The organism is Pseudomonas sp. MS01C9, assembly GCF_058202755.1.
This window is the reverse complement of the sequence record NZ_CM177073.1, coordinates 14784-30341: the sequence shown is the minus strand read 5'-3', so window position 1 is coordinate 30341 and position 15558 is coordinate 14784. Positions and strand designations below refer to the sequence as shown.

The 15558-nt window shown below is 64.1% G+C and carries 15 protein-coding genes; 9 read left to right on the top strand and 6 right to left on the bottom strand.

From position 1 onward, the window contains the following. Positions 1 to 22 precede the first annotated feature (22 nt). The 7 genes from AC1M7R_RS00145 to AC1M7R_RS00115 are packed head-to-tail and all read left to right on the top strand — an operon-like array spanning position 23 to position 6338. The gene (locus tag AC1M7R_RS00145; protein ID WP_072396490.1) at positions 23 to 700 is read left to right on the top strand and encodes a thermostable hemolysin; all 678 of its coding nucleotides are present in this window, start codon (positions 23 to 25) and stop codon (positions 698 to 700) included. Further along, positions 690 to 2171, top strand: a complete 1482-nt coding sequence (locus AC1M7R_RS00140; protein ID WP_072396492.1) for an AMP-binding protein — start codon at positions 690 to 692, stop codon at positions 2169 to 2171. Before AC1M7R_RS00145 ends, AC1M7R_RS00140 begins: the two co-directional genes overlap by 11 nt. Then, positions 2168 to 2842, top strand: a complete 675-nt coding sequence (locus tag AC1M7R_RS00135; protein WP_072396494.1) for an iron-containing redox enzyme family protein — start codon at positions 2168 to 2170, stop codon at positions 2840 to 2842. Before AC1M7R_RS00140 ends, AC1M7R_RS00135 begins: the two co-directional genes overlap by 4 nt. Further along, positions 2829 to 3638, top strand: a complete 810-nt coding sequence (locus tag AC1M7R_RS00130; protein WP_341965638.1) for an SDR family oxidoreductase — start codon at positions 2829 to 2831, stop codon at positions 3636 to 3638. The genes AC1M7R_RS00135 and AC1M7R_RS00130 overlap by 14 nt, the downstream gene beginning before the upstream one ends. After that, complete coding sequence (locus tag AC1M7R_RS00125) at positions 3635 to 4279, top strand: tetratricopeptide repeat protein (RefSeq protein WP_072396498.1); 645 nt, start codon at positions 3635 to 3637, stop codon at positions 4277 to 4279. The genes AC1M7R_RS00130 and AC1M7R_RS00125 overlap by 4 nt, the downstream gene beginning before the upstream one ends. A gap of 11 nt (positions 4280 to 4290) precedes the next feature. Continuing rightward, positions 4291 to 4953 (top strand): response regulator, encoded by a 663-nt coding sequence (locus AC1M7R_RS00120; RefSeq protein ID WP_072396710.1) that lies wholly within the window; start codon positions 4291 to 4293, stop codon positions 4951 to 4953. Further along, a complete protein-coding gene (locus tag AC1M7R_RS00115; protein ID WP_072431501.1) occupies positions 4950 to 6338 on the top strand; it encodes a sensor histidine kinase in 1389 nt (462 codons plus the stop codon). The genes AC1M7R_RS00120 and AC1M7R_RS00115 overlap by 4 nt, the downstream gene beginning before the upstream one ends. Positions 6339 to 6347: 9 nt before the next feature. Here AC1M7R_RS00115 and AC1M7R_RS00110 read toward each other — a convergent pair whose 3' ends face one another. From AC1M7R_RS00110 to AC1M7R_RS00090, 5 genes are all read right to left on the bottom strand, one after another. Then, the gene (locus AC1M7R_RS00110) at positions 6348 to 7439 is read right to left on the bottom strand and encodes an ArsO family NAD(P)H-dependent flavin-containing monooxygenase (protein ID WP_072431502.1); all 1092 of its coding nucleotides are present in this window, start codon (positions 7437 to 7439) and stop codon (positions 6348 to 6350) included. Between the two features lie 47 nt (positions 7440 to 7486). After that, positions 7487 to 7945 carry a YeeE/YedE family protein gene (locus AC1M7R_RS00105; protein ID WP_072431503.1) on the bottom strand — a complete coding sequence of 153 codons (459 nt, stop codon included), beginning with the start codon at positions 7943 to 7945 and terminating at the stop codon, positions 7487 to 7489. Between the two features lie 2 nt (positions 7946 to 7947). Further along, positions 7948 to 8379, bottom strand: a complete 432-nt coding sequence (locus tag AC1M7R_RS00100) for a YeeE/YedE family protein (RefSeq protein ID WP_072396524.1) — start codon at positions 8377 to 8379, stop codon at positions 7948 to 7950. A 64-nt stretch (positions 8380 to 8443) separates the two neighbouring features. Next, positions 8444 to 11263: a cation-transporting P-type ATPase gene (locus tag AC1M7R_RS00095; RefSeq protein WP_490610137.1), complete on the bottom strand. Its 2820-nt coding sequence runs from the start codon at positions 11261 to 11263 to the stop codon at positions 8444 to 8446. Beyond that, positions 11264 to 12187, bottom strand: a complete 924-nt coding sequence (locus AC1M7R_RS00090) for a universal stress protein (protein WP_072396536.1) — start codon at positions 12185 to 12187, stop codon at positions 11264 to 11266. Positions 12188 to 12439: 252 nt separating this feature from the next. Between AC1M7R_RS00090 and AC1M7R_RS00085 the strand changes: the two genes are divergently transcribed. Next, positions 12440 to 13684 (top strand): MgtC/SapB family protein, encoded by a 1245-nt coding sequence (locus AC1M7R_RS00085; protein WP_072458975.1) that lies wholly within the window; start codon positions 12440 to 12442, stop codon positions 13682 to 13684. Between the two features lie 106 nt (positions 13685 to 13790). Beyond that, entirely contained in the window at positions 13791 to 14702 is a 912-nt protein-coding gene (locus AC1M7R_RS00080) for a universal stress protein (protein ID WP_072396540.1), read from the top strand. 52 nt (positions 14703 to 14754) lie between these two features. Here the strand turns inward: AC1M7R_RS00080 and AC1M7R_RS00075 are convergent, their stop codons facing one another. Continuing rightward, positions 14755 to 15318 (bottom strand): GNAT family N-acetyltransferase, encoded by a 564-nt coding sequence (locus tag AC1M7R_RS00075; protein ID WP_072431541.1) that lies wholly within the window; start codon positions 15316 to 15318, stop codon positions 14755 to 14757. Between the last annotated feature and the right edge of the window lie 240 nt (positions 15319 to 15558).

The following is a 15558-nucleotide window of genomic DNA, read 5'->3' as shown; positions in this document are numbered from 1 at the left end:
CCCTGGGGGAGACTGTCGATCCATGCCCGATATTGATTGGAACATTCATCTGCCGCTGGCCTTCGGCGTTGCCGGCCAGCCGCTTCGTCGCCTGCACAAGGCTTCGTCAGGAGAACCCCGGCGCACTGAATTCGAAGCGTTTATCCAGCAACGTTTTCGCCAGGTACACGGCGCCGACATTCGTCATTTCATGCCCGAACTGTTCGGCTTCGATGACGGCCAGGGCGTGCTTGGCGCGGTGGCCGGCGTGCGCCTGGCCGCGCAAGAGGCGTTGTTCCTCGAGCGTTACCTGGACGGGCCTGTGGAGCCGTTGATCACGGCTACGACCGGTCGGCCGGTGGAGCGTGCCAGCATCGTCGAGGTCGGCAACCTGGCCGCCAGCGACACCGGCAACGCCCGGCTGAGCATCATTTCCATCACTTACCTGCTGGCTGTCGCCGGCCTGGAGTGGGTGGCGTTCACCGGCAATGTCGGCCTGGTCAACAGCTTCCATCGCCTGGGCCTCAAGCCCGTGACCCTTTGCCAGGCCGATCCACAGCGCCTGGGCGAGGAACGCCACCTCTGGGGGCGCTACTACGACAGCCAACCATGGGTCCATGTCGGAAACATCCGCGCCGGTTTCATTCATCTGCGCAATACCGGCCTGTTCAATCGCCTGGGGCTGTCGATCACGCCTGGGGAGGCAAGCCATGTCGCCTGAAATGCAACGATTCAAGCAAGCCCTGCGTGGGCATGCCGAGCGCCGGGGGCATGCCATTGCTCTCTGGGGGGATGGCTCGCAGATGGATTACGCCACGCTTTTCGCCGAAGTGCGGTATCGCCAGCAACGCTTGCGCGATGAGTGCGTCAGCGTTGTCGCACTGGCCTTGGACAACGGCATCGAAATCATGCTCTGGGACCTGGCCGCACTGTTCGAAGGACTGGCGTGCGTCATCCTGCCCGGATTCTTCAGCCCGGCCCAGCGGCGCCACTGCCTGGAGCAGAGCCAGGCCGCGCGGGTGATAGCAGAGCCCGCCTATGCGGACGAACTTCAAGCCGCCGGATACCAGCACAGTGGCGAATTCTGGCGGCGAGACTATCTCGGGCCGAACGTCTTGCCGGCGGGCACCGCCAAGCTGACCTTCACGTCCGGCACCACGGGTACGCCCAAGGGAGTCTGCCTTGGCGCCGAGAGCCTGCTGCGGGTCGTCCATGAACTGGAACAGGCCAGTCAACCGGTCGGGGCGAGGCACCATCTGGCTTTGTTGCCCCTGGCGATTCTCCTGGAGAACCTCGGCTGTTACGCGGCTCTGTACGCCGGCGCCATGCTCAGCCTGCCCAGCCAGAAGGCCCTCGGTATCCAGGGTGCCAGCGGGGCCGACCCGACGCGCCTGCTGGGATGCCTGGCCGAGCGCCGGGCGCAGAGCCTGATCCTGGTGCCACAGTTGCTGTCGATGCTGGTCATGGCCGCCGAACGAAAGGCGTTCAACCCACACGTCGTCCGGTTCGCCGCGGTGGGCGGGGCGCGGGTATCCCGCGATCTGCTGCTACGGGCCGAGCGGGTGGGTTTGCCAGTATTCGAAGGCTACGGATTGTCGGAATGCGCGTCGGTGGTGTGCCTCAACCGGCCAAACGCACATCGCCCCGGCAGTGTCGGCCAGCCGTTGCCCCACGTGCAGCTTCGCCTGGCCGATGACGGCGAAGTCATGATCAAGGGATCGACCTTGCTCGGGTACCTGGGGGAGGCGCCCTGCACGCAGGCGTGGTGGCCCAGCGGCGACCTGGGGGCGTTCGACGACGATGGCTTCCTCTATCTGCACGGGCGCAAGAAACACCAGTTCGTCACCAGTTTCGGTCGCAACGTCAATCCCGAGTGGGTCGAAGCCGAACTGACCCAGGGCGGCGATATCGCCCAGGCCTTCGTCCATGGCGAAGCCTTGCCGTACAACCATGCGTTGCTCTGGCCGGCCCACGGCGACTGCACCCGGCAAACGCTGGAACTGGCAGTGGCCAGGGTCAACGCCACGTTACCCGATTACGCTCGGGTCCATCGCTGGACGCGACTGGAGCATCCCTTCACCCCGGCCAATGGTTTGCTCACCGCCAATGGGCGCCCGCGCCGGGAAGCCATTGTCGAGCATTACCGTGCCTTGCTCACCGAATCCGTTCTGTCCGAGGAGTCTGCTCCATGAGTTTTTTCGATACCCTGCAAGAAGCTACCCAGCAAGAACGCCATACCTTGTTCAACCTGCCGATCATTCGCGATGCGCTCGAAGGGCAGGTCAGTCTGGCCGCTTACCGGGCGTTCCTGATCCAGGCCTATTACCACGTGCGCCACACCGTGCCGTTGATGATGGCTTGTGGCGCGCGATTGCCGACGCGCCTGGAGTGGCTGCGCAAAGCCGTATGCGAGTACATCGAAGAAGAATACGGCCATGAGCAGTGGATACTGGACGACATCGCGGCCTGTGGTGGCGATCCGCAGGTCGTGCGTCACGGGCAGCCTTCGTTGCCCATCGAACTGATGGTCGGTTACCTCTATGACCTGATCGCCCGGGGCAATCCGGTGGGGCTGTTCGGCATGGTCAACGTGCTCGAAGGCACCAGCATCGCCCTGGCGACCCACGCCGCCGACAGCATCCGCCAGCGCCTGGAACTGCCGGCCACGGCCTTCAGTTACCTCAGCTCCCACGGTTCTCTGGACATCGAGCACATGCAGACCTATCGCGGCCTGATGAACAGGCTGGACGACCCGCAGGACCAGGCTGCGGTGATTCATGCCTCCCGGGTGGTGTACCGGCTCTATACCGATATGTTCCGGGGCCTGCCCCGCGACGGGGAGCATGAACATGCGCCTGTGTGATGCCCGGGTGGTGTTGACCGGGGCCAGCGGTGGGATCGGGCTGGCGATTGCCGCCGCCCTGTGCGCCAGTGGCGCCCGGGTGCTGGCCGTGGCCAGGCATCGCGAAACCTTGCAACCCTTGATCTCCCGCTACCCGCAGCATCTGTTCTGGGTCGGCGCGGACCTGACCTACCTGGCCGACCGGCGCAAGGTCCTGGCCTGCGCGGAGGCCCTGGGAGGCATCAACCTGTTGATCAACGCCGCCGGCGTGAACCACTTCGCCATGCTCGAACAGCTCGACGACAGCGAGATCGGCGCCATGCTGGCGTTGAATGTCACTGCGCCGATCTGCCTGACCAAACTGTTGCTGCCGTTGCTCAAGCAAGCCGACAGCGCCATGGTGGTCAATGTCGGTTCCACCTACGGGTCCATCGGCTACCCCGGCTATGCCAGCTATTGCGCCAGCAAGTTCGCCTTGCGCGGGTTTTCCGAAGCCTTGCGCCGGGAACTGGCCGATACCCGTGTCGGTGTGCTCTACGTGGCGCCCCGGGCCACCCGTACCGCGATGAACACCCCGGCGGCCGACGCCCTCAACCAGGCGCTCAAGACCAATGTCGACGACCCGGCAACGGTGGCGTCGGCGGTGATCCACGCCATAACCGGTGATCGTCGCGAACTGTACCTGGGATGGCCCGAGCGGTTCTTCGTCGGCCTCAACAGTCTGTTGCCCAATCTGGTGGATCGCGGTCTGCGCAAGCAGTTGCCGCTGATTCGCCGCCTGAGTCATAAACCTGTGAACGAGCACCTCAAGCCATGAAAAGAATCCTTCTCGCTTTCCTGTTGGGCGCCTTGGGTCAAGGCGCCTGGGCCCTGGACAGCGCCGACCAGCAACGCCTGCATGATATCCAGCAGCGCTGGGCGCACATTCAATACGATCTGCCTGAAGGCCAGCGGGCCGAAGCTTTCGAAAAGCTCGCCGTCCAGTCTTCGGCTTTCAAGCAGGAACGCCAGTCCGTGGCCGAGGCCTGGATCTGGTCCGCAATCGTCAACAGCAGTTGGGCCGGCGCCCAGGGCGGGCTGGGTGCGCTGAGCAAGGTCAAGGAGGCCAGAGCCGATCTGGAAAAGGCCCTGGCCCTCGATCCCCAGGCCCTGCAAGGCTCGGCCTACACCAGTCTTGGCGCGTTGTATGATCGGGTGCCGGGCTGGCCCCTGGGATTCGGCGACCCGGACAAGGCCGAACAGTTGCTCAAGCAGGCATTGCAACTCAATCCCGACGGTATCGATAGCCTGTACTTCTGGGGCGATCACCTCTACCGTCAAAAGCGCTATGGTGAAGCCAGGGCGGCCCTGCAGAAAGCCTTGCTGGCCGCGCCCCGGCCTGGCCGGGAAAGCGCTGATGCAGGGCGCCGAAAGGACATCGAAACGCTGCTGGCGGATGTAAACAGGAAACTCGACTGACGGGAGTGCGCGTGCGCTTATTACTGATCGAGGACGATGTGGCGCTGGGCGAGGGCATTCGTCAGGCGCTGGGCCGCGAGGGCTATACCGTCGACTGGCTGCAGGATGGGAGCAGTGCCTTGCATGCACTGCGCAGTGAAACCTTTGACCTGGCGGTCCTCGACCTGGGGCTGCCGCGCATGGACGGCCTGCAGGTGCTGCGCCGCTTGCGCGACAGCGGATCCAACCTGCCGGTACTGATTCTCACCGCCCGCGACGCCACCGAAGACCGGATCGCCGGGCTGGATGCCGGGGCGGACGATTACCTGATCAAGCCCTTCGACCTGGCGGAGCTCAAGGCCCGGCTGAGGGCCTTGCTGCGCCGCAGCGCCGGCCGTGCCCAGGCGCTGATCGAGCACGCCGGCATCAGCCTGAATCCCGGTACCCAGCAGGTCAGCTACCAGGGCAAACCGGTGGCATTGACGCCCAAGGAGTATCAGTTGCTCCACGAGCTGCTCTCGCCCCCGGGACGGGTCATGACCCGCGATCACCTGATGCAGCTGCTGTACGGCTGGAGCGAGGAGGCCGAGAGCAACACCCTCGAAGTGCATATTCATCATCTGCGCAAGAAATTCTCCAGCGACCTGATCCGCACCATCCGCGGTGTCGGCTATCTGGTGGAGGAGTGTCGATGAGTTCGATCCGCCGCCGCACCCTGACACTGATCCTCGGGCTCCTGTTCCTTGGCCTGATGATCATCACGGTCTTCAACCTGCATGACAGCAACCACGAAATCGCTGAAGTCTATGATGCGCAACTGGCGCAGAATGCCCGGCTGCTGCAGGGCGTCATGCGCATGCCCATGGCGAGCAAGGAACACGCCGAGCTGTACCAGGCATTCAATTCGGCGCTGGGGCTGGCGGTGCCCAAGGTCGATGGTCACCCCTACGAAAGCAAGATCGCGTTCCAGGTCTGGAATTCACAAGGTGCCGTGCTGGTTCACACGTCCAGCGCGCCGTCCCTCGCTTCGCCACCGACCGCCGCCGGTTTCAGCGAAGTGGTGGACCAGAAGAACCACACATGGCGGGCATTCGTGCTGGACGACCCGCAGTACGGCCTGAAGATCTGGGTAGGGGAGCGCGACGATGTGCGCGCCGACCTGGTGGACCGTATCGTTCGTCATACCGTGCTGCCCAACCTGATCGGTAGCGTGCTCCTGGCCACGGTGATCTGGCTGGCCATCGGCTGGGGACTCAAGCCCCTGGTGGACATGGCGGCGACATTGCGGGCCCGGCACCCAGGCTCGCTCGAACCGCTGCGGATGGTGCCGTTGCCGACGGAGCTTGAGCCCATGCAGGCGGCGCTCAACCGCGTGCTGGCGCAAATCCAGGAGGTGATGGGCCGCGAGCGACGTTTCATCGCCGATGCCGCCCATGAGATGCGCACGCCCCTGGCCGTGCTCAGGGTGCATGCGCAGAACCTGATGGAAGCGGGTAGCGAGCAAAGCCGCCGCGAATCCCTCGAGCATCTGCTGGCCGGTGTCGATCGCACCACGCGCCTGGTCAATCAATTGCTCACCATGGCACGCCTCGAACCGCAGACCGGCGCTGCCATGTCCAAGGCGATCGACCTGCCCGCCACGGTTCGTGAAGGCCTGGTCCAATTGACGCCATGGCTATTGAGCAAAGGACTGGAACTGGTTCTGGAGGTCGGTGACGACATCGCACCAGTGGACATCGACCCGGTGGCGGTTCATATCGCCCTGAACAACCTGGTGACCAATGCCGCCAATTTCTCTCCCGCCCACGGACAGATCACCGTACGCCTCGTGCGCAAGGAGGATCATTACGAACTGTCGGTCGAGGACCAGGGGCCCGGCATCGATGAAGCCGAGCGTGAACGGCTTTTCGAACGCTTCTACAGCCGCGGCAACGATCAGGGCGCCGGTCTGGGACTGACCATCGTACGGACCATCGCAGAGCGTCTGGGAGGGCGCATCCGATTGGAAAATCGACCGGAGGGCGGATTGTGCGCGACCCTGGAGATCGGCCAGCGCCAGAGGAATGTGCCTTCCGTGTAGCGGGTTGAGCTACCCGGGCCCGTTGTCGGTGGGGTGTGCGCTGAGAAAGGCGGCTATTTCGCTGGCAGTGCTGCGTGCCGTGCGCGTGACGCCGATCAGGGTCGCGGAGGCCGAACCGGTCCACTCGCCATAACCGACCAGCCATAGCCTGGGCTCCTGAATCGAGCGGGTCCCCTGGACTTCGACACGCCCCTCGCGGTCAATGGGTACCAGGGTCTCCAGGTGCTGCAAGGCGGGCCTGAACCCGGTGCACCAGATCACCACGTCCACGAGCGACTCACTGCCATTGGCCCATATCACACCGTTGCGGCTGAAGCGCTCAAAAGGTCGTACCGACTGCAGGACGCCGCGTTCACGTGCCTCGACCACCGGCGGCACCATGACAATGTCCCCCAAACCACCCACGGGCTGGTCGATCACACGCCCTTGCTGTTGAGCCTTCCAGCGTTCGGTGGCACGTTCGAACAGCACACGCCCATCCACCTCGTCGGGAAGGAACAGCGGGGCCTGGGGAGTGACCCAGGTGGTCCTGGCGACCCTGGACACCTCGGCCAGGATCTGCGCGCCGGAATTGCCGCCTCCCACCACCAGGACGTTCTTGCCGGCGAACGGCCGCGCCTCGACATAATGGGCCGAATGCAGTTGCTGGCCGGCGAACAGGGCGGCGTCAGGGTAGCGGGGGATATAGGGATTGCTCCAGGTACCTGTCGCACTGACCACCACCCGTGCCTCCCATTGCCGGTCCGCGGCGCTGACCCGTAAACCGCCTTGGATGCGCTCCACAGCGGTCACCCGCACCGGTCGCACCACCTCCAATCCATAGCGCTGCTCGTACCGGTCGAGGTAATCGATCACATGGTTGCGCGACGGATAGCCGTCCTGCGTGGGGGGCATCATCCAGCCGGGGAGCGAGCTCCAGGTCGCGGGGGAGAACAGTCGCAGCGAGTTCCAGCCATGTCGCCACGCGCCTCCCGGTCCTTCCTGGGCGTCGAGCATGACGAACGAGAACGGCGTGCGGCGCAGGAAATAGGCTGTCGCCAGGGCAGCCTGGCCTGCGCCGATAATGACGACATCGAAACGATCAGGCTGTGAACGGGACATGACGGCCATACCTGTAGCGAGAATGGAAAAGCGCCACGGGCAGGTACCTATGGCCGCTCATGACGCGGGGTGCCGGCGTTGAGCGTGGGGCGGTTGCGCCGGGCCTCCAGGGCCATGAACAGCAACATGCCCGCCAGCATCGCCAGGGTGAACACAAGGGCCTGCCAGCGTCCCGTCAGCAAGACCGCAGCCGCAGGCCCGGGGCAAATGCCGGCGATGCCCCAGCCGATGCCGAATATCAGGCTGCCACCGACCAGGCGGCGATCCAGCTCACGCTTGACCGGCAGTTGCATGGGGTTGCCCAGCAGTGAGCGGGACTGTCGGCGTGCCCAGGCCAATGGGCCGATGGCCGTGCCGATCGCGCCTGTCATCACCAATGCCAGGGACGGATCCCAGGCGCCGGCCAGGTCGAGGAACGCCAGTACCTTCTTCGGGTTGGCCATGCCGGCCAGCAGAAGGCCCAGGCCAAAGAGCAACCCGGCAATGAATGCGGTGAGCTTGGGCATGTTCAGGCTCCTGTTGCGTGGCGCAGGACAAACACCGTGGCAAAGCCACTGAACATGAAGCACGCCGTGGCGATCATCGAGCGCGGCGAGAGTCGCGATAGGCCGCACACCCCATGGCCGCTCGTGCATCCTGAACCGTAGCGGGTGCCGACCCCCACCAACAGGCCCGCGACGATAAGGCCGAACCAGCCACTCTGGAATTCGATTGCCGGCAACGAGGTGAACAGACCCCAGAACAGTGGTGCGACGAGCAGACCCAGGATGAACAGGGCCTTCTCGCTCAAGCCTTCCCCACGCTCCAGCAGACTGGCGATCAGTCCGCTGACGCCGGCGATCCGGCCATTGGCGACGACGAACAGGCTGGCCGCCAGGCCGATCAACATCCCTCCGGCCAGGGATGACCACGGCGTGAAGTTGAGCCAGTCTATATTCATGGGCGTTCTCCGGTACATCCGTTGATTGCAGGCGACGTCGGTCAACTCTGTACAGCGACAGGCTTCATTCGTCCAGTGGCGTTGCGCGCTTGGACTCGGTCAGGCGCAGTCGGATCTGTTTTTCAATCTCGATGATCGCGAACAGGGCCATGCCCACCCCGATGACCAGCAACCCGTCCATCCAGGCAATCGCCTGTGTCGCGAATACTGCCTGCAGCGCCGGTACATAGGTAATGGCTAGCTGGGCAAGGCTGACCGCGGCGATGGTCGTCCAGACGACCCTGGTGCCTCGGACGCCTTTCCAGGTCAGCGAGGTACCGTAGAGATTTCTGATGAAGAACAGGTGGAAGATCTCCATGACGACCAGGGTGTTCACGGCGAGGGTCCGCGCCAGCTCCACGGAATAACCGCGGTTCAGGGCATAGGAAAAGATCCCGTAGACACCGCAGAGGAACAGTATGGAAACCAGCACCATATGCCAGATCAGCGCACCGCTGATCAGAGGTGCCTGCCTTGGTCGTGGCGGCCTGCGCATGGTGTTCTCTTCGGTCGGTTCGAAGGCCAGGGCGATGCCCAGGGTGACAGCGGTGATCAGGTTGATCCACAGGATCTGTATCGGCGTCACGGGCAGGGTAATGCCCAGCAGCAAGGCAACCACGATGGTCATGGTTTCGCCCGCGTTGGTCGGCAACGTCCAGCTCAGCACTTTCTTGATGTTGTCGTAGACCGTCCGGCCCTCGCGCACGGCGGCGACGATGGAAGCGAAGTTGTCATCGGCCAGCACCAGGTCCGCGGCTTCCTTGGCCGCCTCGCTGCCTTTTTCGCCCATGGCGATACCGGCGTCCGCGCGTTTCAAGGCGGGGGCATCGTTGACCCCATCTCCTGTCATTGCCACCGTCATGCCGTTGGACTGCAGCGACATCACCAGCCGGAGTTTATGTTCGGGACTGGTGCGGGCGAAGATGTTCACCGCTTTCACGGCTTCCTTCAGGGCGACGTCGTCCATGGCGTCCAGATCGAGGCCCGTCAGGACCTTGTCGGGGTTGCGCAGGCCGATCTGGTGACCGATGGCGCAGGCGGTGCCGGAATGATCCCCGGTGATCATTTTCACCACGATACCGGCTCCCTGGCATTGCTTGATGGCTTGTAGGGTTTCCGATCGAGGTGGATCGATCATGGCAACCATGCCAAGCAGGGTCAGGGGACCCTGGATGTCCGCCAGTTCCAGGACAGTGTGCTCGGGGCGTACCGTGTGGCTTGCCAATGCCAGTACCCGCTGGCCCTGCCGGGCAAGGGTGTCCACCTGTGCACGCCAATACCCTGCGTCCAGCGGCTCGCCGTCACCGTTGGCGCCACGCTGCCGGGAGCACATGCCGAGCATCTGCTCCGGGGCACCCTTTACCAGGATCGAGGCTTGTCGCGCGTGGTTGTGATGCAGTGTCGCCATGAAGCGATGCCTTGCGTCGAACGGGATGGTATCGGTACGGGTCCAGGTGCGACGTTCTTCTTCACTGTCGATGCCGGCTTTTGCGGCAAAGACCAGCAGCGCACCCTCCATGGGGTCGCCCTCGACTTTCCAGTCATCCTCTCGCTGGCTCAACATGGCGTCGTTGCACAGGCTGGCGACCAGGGCCAACTCGGCCAGCACCGGATGACTGGAGGTGTCGATCAACTGGTCGGCCAGGCTCATGCCGCCCTCTGGCCGATAACCCGCACCATCGACGGTGAAGGCGAAGTCGCTGGTGACGACGGACGTCACCATCATCTCGTTGCGAGTGAGGGTGCCGGTCTTGTCCGTGCAGATGACCGATACGCAACCCAGTGTCTCGATGGTGGGAAGGTGTCGCACGATGGTGTTGCGGCGGGCCATCGCGCGAACCCCGACCGCCAGGGTGATGGTCAGCACGGCGGGCAGCCCTTCGGGAATCGCCGCCACCGACATGCCCACCACGACCATGAATATTTCAGTGAACGGATAGTGGCCTGCGAAGTGTCCGTAGACCAGCAGCAGGCCGGCGATCAACAGGATCAGTATCGTCAGCCAGCGAGCCAGGACGTTCATCTGCTGCACGAGGGGAGTGGTCAGGGGAGCGACTCCGGACAGCAGGTCGCTGATCCGACCGATCTGAGTCGAGGTCGCGGTGGCGACGACCACGCCGGTGGCTTGGCCACAGGTGACGAGGGTACCGCTGAAGACCATGCAGGCACGATCGCCTAGGGCGGCGTCCAGGCTCACGGGCCCGGTATTTTTTTCGGCCGGGGCGGATTCACCGGTCAGGATGGCTTCGTGGACCTGGAGTCTGTTTGCGTGCAGCAAGCGCAGATCGGCCGGGACCTTGTCGCCGGCCTCCAGCAAAACGATGTCGCCCGGTACCAGCTCTTCGCCTGCGATGCTGATCCGTTTGCCGCCACGAATCACCGCCGCCCGGGGCGCCAGCATCTGACGGATGGCATCCATGGCCTTCTCCGCCTTGCCCTCCTGGACAAAACCGATGATCGCATTGGCGATGACCACGGCGAGGATGACCACCGTGTCCCACACGTGCTGCAACACCGCGGTAATAAGCGCTGAGCCCAGCAGCACATGAATCAGGATATTGTTGAATTGCTGCAGGAACCGCCGCCATGCCGGTCGAGGGGGGGCGGCGGGCAGGCAATTCAAGCCGCTGCGCTCGCGCCGGGCGCCAACCTCGTCGGGGCCGAGCCCGGCACGCCCGTTGACCTGGAGCCGGCTCAATACCTGTTCGGCGGGCAGCGTGTGCCAGGCTACGGCATCGGCGGTGCCAGGCACGCGCTCGGCCGCTGCATCGCCCGACGGCGCGCTTACGCTGTCTGCGCTTGCGGCGCTCAGTTGAACCGCCCACCCAGGCTGACGTTCCGACATTCAGTCGACCTGCTGCGGTGCGATGACCCATACGCTGCAGGGCATCTTGTAGAGCAACGCCTCGACGGTGCTGCCGATCAGCTTGTCCAGGCCGCTGTAGCGCACTCGTCCCATGACGATGACGTCAATGTCATGGGAGGCTGCGTAGCTGGCCAGGACCTTGGCCGGGTCGCCCATGATCATGCGCCGCTGTTGCGGGGCAATGCCATTGCGTTCGGCCAGGGCATCGAATGCCGCGCCCTGGGATTCGTAGAGTTGCCGGGCCAGGGTCGAGGAGAAGAACACCGACCCATTGCCAAAGCCGTATTCGGCGGCGGTGATGGATGACAGGTCGTAGGCGTAGACCACCTCCAGCGTTGCGTCACAGGCCGTCGCCAGCTTGTTGGCTTCGTTCAGGATCCGGTCGTTGAGGCCTTCGTAGCGTCCGTCGTGATGGAACGGATCGATGGCGGCCAGGATCTTGCGCGGGCGCGCATGCGTGGCTTTGTTGACGAAGTGCAGCGGCACTTCGCACTCGCGCAGCAGGTGGACGTCCAGCGGGGTGAACATCATGCGCGTGAACCAGGACTGCGCGTCCACCGACTTGATCAGCGCGTCCATCGGCTGTTCCTTGAGATGGATCAGGATTTCCTGCAGGGGGCGCTCGACCCAGGCCACCTCCGTGGTGACTTCGATACCGAGCTTGCGCAGCGGCCTGGCCTGTTCCTCCAGCCACTGGCGATGGCGTTCGATATAGCCGAGGCGCATCTGCTCCAGCGCCTGCTCATTGACCAGCGCGGCCGTGGCCAGGCCTTCCAGGTAGTCGAAAGCCACGATGTGCAGCGCGGCACCTTCGGCCTTGGCCAGGGCGGCCGCGCGATCGAAGGCGGGGCTGTGTTCCATCAGCGGCGAAACGACCAGCATCAGACGTGGTTGCGTAGACATGACAAACCTCCCGGAAGGACCTGTAGGCACCGGGCGACCCTTCGCTCGGCGTGGTGTCTGGTTCGATCATGAGCGCCTCGGGCCTGAAGAACTTGATTTGTATCAACCTCGGTTGAAAGCGTTGCTTGAAGAGCGGCAAGGGCCAGGCAATGGCGCTATGGTTGATCATGAACAGTCGTTCCCGGGCCCGCATGAGGCAGGCTTGGGGCTGGCCCCAGACATCAGCGGAGCAATCGCCATCGAGTCGTTCCCATGACCGAGCCCCTGGTCTTCGCCAATGCTGCGGCAGCGCTGGGTATCGGCCTGCTGGTCGGGCTGGAGCGCGAGCGGCGCAAGGGCGAGGGCGACCAGCGTGATTTCGCCGGTTTGCGCACCTTTGCCGTTACTTCATTGCTGGGCTACCTCACGGTCCAGGTGGGCGGGCCCCTGTTGCTGGGGTTCGTGATGCTGGCCTTGGGCGCCTTGGTCACAGCGGCGCATTGGAAAAGCCTCGACAAGGACCCGGGTATCACCACTGAAGTGGCGTTGTTCGCAGTACTGGTGCTGGGCGCGTTGTGTGTGAGCGCCCCGGCCCTGGCGACGGCGATCGGGGTGGTGATGGTGGGGCTGCTCGCCAGTCGCCAGGCGTTGCACCACTTTGCCCGCAGCCAGTTGACCGCCGCCGAACTGCGCGACGGCCTGGTGCTGTTGATCGCTGCGCTGGTGGTGCTGCCGCTGGCGCCGGATCGTTTCCTGGGGCCCTTCGATGCCATCAACCTGCGCACCATCTGCACCTTGACGGTCATGCTGATGGCGGTGGGTGCGCTGGGGCATGTCGCGGTCCGTACCCTGGGTGCCCGCTACGGTTACGCGGTCAGCGCCATTGCCTCGGGGTTTGCCTCCGCTACGGCGACCATCGCCGCCATGGGGGACATCGCCGCCCGGCAGCCGAACGACATCAAGGCGCTGAGCGCCGCCGCGATACTGTCGAACCTGGCCACGCTGGCGCAGATGGCATTGATCCTCGGCGCCGTGGAGCCGGCGTTGTTGCGCTGGATATGGGGGCCGATACTGTGCGGCGTGTCGATGACCCTGCTGTATGCCGGTCTGCTGATGTTTCCCCGCCCCAAGGGGCAGGTCGATGAACCGATCAGGGTCGGCGGTGCGTTCAACCTCAAGCTGGCGCTCCTGGTGACGCTGGCGATGACGGGGATCGCGCTCCTGTCCTCGGCGATGCTCGACCATTTCGGGCAGACAGGGGTGATCCTGACCGCCATCTTCAGCGGACTGGCCGACGCCCATGCCTCGATAGCCTCCATCGCATCCCTGGCGAAGGCCGGCTTGTTGTCTCTCGACGGCAGCGCCGTGCCAGTCCTGATGGCCCTGAGCACCAACTCGCTGAGCAAGTGCGCGGTGGCCTGGCTCAGCGGCGGACGACGGTTCGCCGGATACGTCATTCCCGGCCAGGTCCTGGTGACCTTGGCGTGGTGGAGCGGAATCTTGCTCCCCAGCCTGTGAGGCTGATCGATGGCCCTTTGATGAAGATCAAGGCGTGTCTGCGGCAGGCGATCATGCTGGAGTCCTCCATCCCTTGAGTGGCTGACGCCACGTGCCGAGGTCTTCCATGTCCCAGACTCAACGATTGTTACTGGTGGCGCCTGACGCCATGATTCGTACGCCAGCGTTCGACCGCGCCACCGAACTGGCCCTGGCGCTGGACCTGCCCCTGCATATCGTGGCCATCGATTATCTGGAAGTGCTTTCGATGGCCGGCCTTTTCGCCCCGGATCAGGTCAAGCGGGCGCGTGACGGTTACCTCGAGACCCATCGACACTGGCTATGGCAGCAGGCCGAGCTGGCGCGTCGGCATGGGGTTGAAGTGACGTGCGAGGTGATCTGGGGCAAGGAGGCCTACCAGGCCTTGCAGCAATACGTCAAAGAGATGCCACTGGCCCTGATCATCAAGGATGCCCAGCCGGAACCGGCGCTGAAGCGAATTTTCTTCACCCCGCTGGACTGGCGCCTGCTGCGCGACTGCCCGGTGCCGGTGCATCTGGTCACCGACCCGCGCCACCCTCGGCCACGGCGAATCCTGGCGATTGTCGACGTGCTGCGCAGCGAGGAGCAAGACAGGGTGTTCAACGACCGGATCGTCGACGCCGCGGTCAAGCTGGCCGAGCAATGCAATGCCCAGGTCGAGCTGTTGCATGCCTTCGACTGGACGGCCGTATATGCCTCGGACATGGGCATTGGCACGCTCCCCCTGGCCACCGGACTCTACGAAGCGCTGGGCGAGGCACAACACGACGTGTTCGGGTATCTGGCCGAGCGCCACGGGGTCGCGCCGCAGCAACGTCATTTCATCGAAGGCTCGCCAGTGAACAGTATCTGCACCTTCGCTGCCGACCAACAGATCGATGTCATCGTCATGGGCACCACCGAGCATCGTGGCCTGGACAGACGCCTGGGCACCACCGCCGAACTGCTGTTGCAGCGGGCACCCTGCAGCATCTGGGCGGTCAAGCCGCAGGCGTGACGAGGCGGGCGCTGCGCGAGGCCGCCTGCGGACCTCGCGCCAGCGTCCAGGGCTACAGATAGAGCCGGTGGATGACCTGCCGGGTATCGTCGGGATCGGTGCGGGTTTCGAACCCCAGGCCATGGGCCAGATCACGCATCGCAGCATTGCTGGCAGCGTCGACCGAATACATCTGGCGAAAGCCGTTCTTGCGCGCTGCGTCGATCAGATGCTCCATCAGCAATGTTCCCAGTCCCAGGTGCTGCCAGGCGTCGGCCACGGTCACCGCGCATTCGCATTCATGTTCCGTGGTCGCGCAATAGCGGCTGACTCCGATCTCGACCAGTTGGCCGTTGTCATGGACCAGGGCGATATAGGCCATGCGCGCCTTGCAATCGACATCCATCAACTGATCGAGCAATGCCGTGCCCGGCTCGGTGACTTGCGCCAGAAAACGCATGTGCCGCGATTCGGGTGACAGGCGCTTGATGAAATCATATTCACGCTGGCGATCTTCGTCCCTGAGAGGCCTGATCAAGACGTGCCGGCCGTCCTTGAGGGCCTGTACCCAGTGTTTGCCGCTGATACTGGCGTACAGGGCGGCAGCGCGTTCGTTGTGGTCTTTGGCAGTGAGCATGATGCGATCCTCCATCGGATGGGAACGAGCGGTGCGCCGCAAAAGCATGCGCATTGCGAACCGTTCTACCCTGACCGCGCCGGCCGATTCTGATCTGGATCAGTGCTCGTGTTCCCATCTGTCGATTGCCCTGCGCTTGATTCAGATCAAACCGCTTGGGGGCTCGATGGGTGCACGCTGCAGATCGTGCTGCAAACCGACTGAAGCACCTTTCACAGTCGGAGTCGAACGGCCCGATGG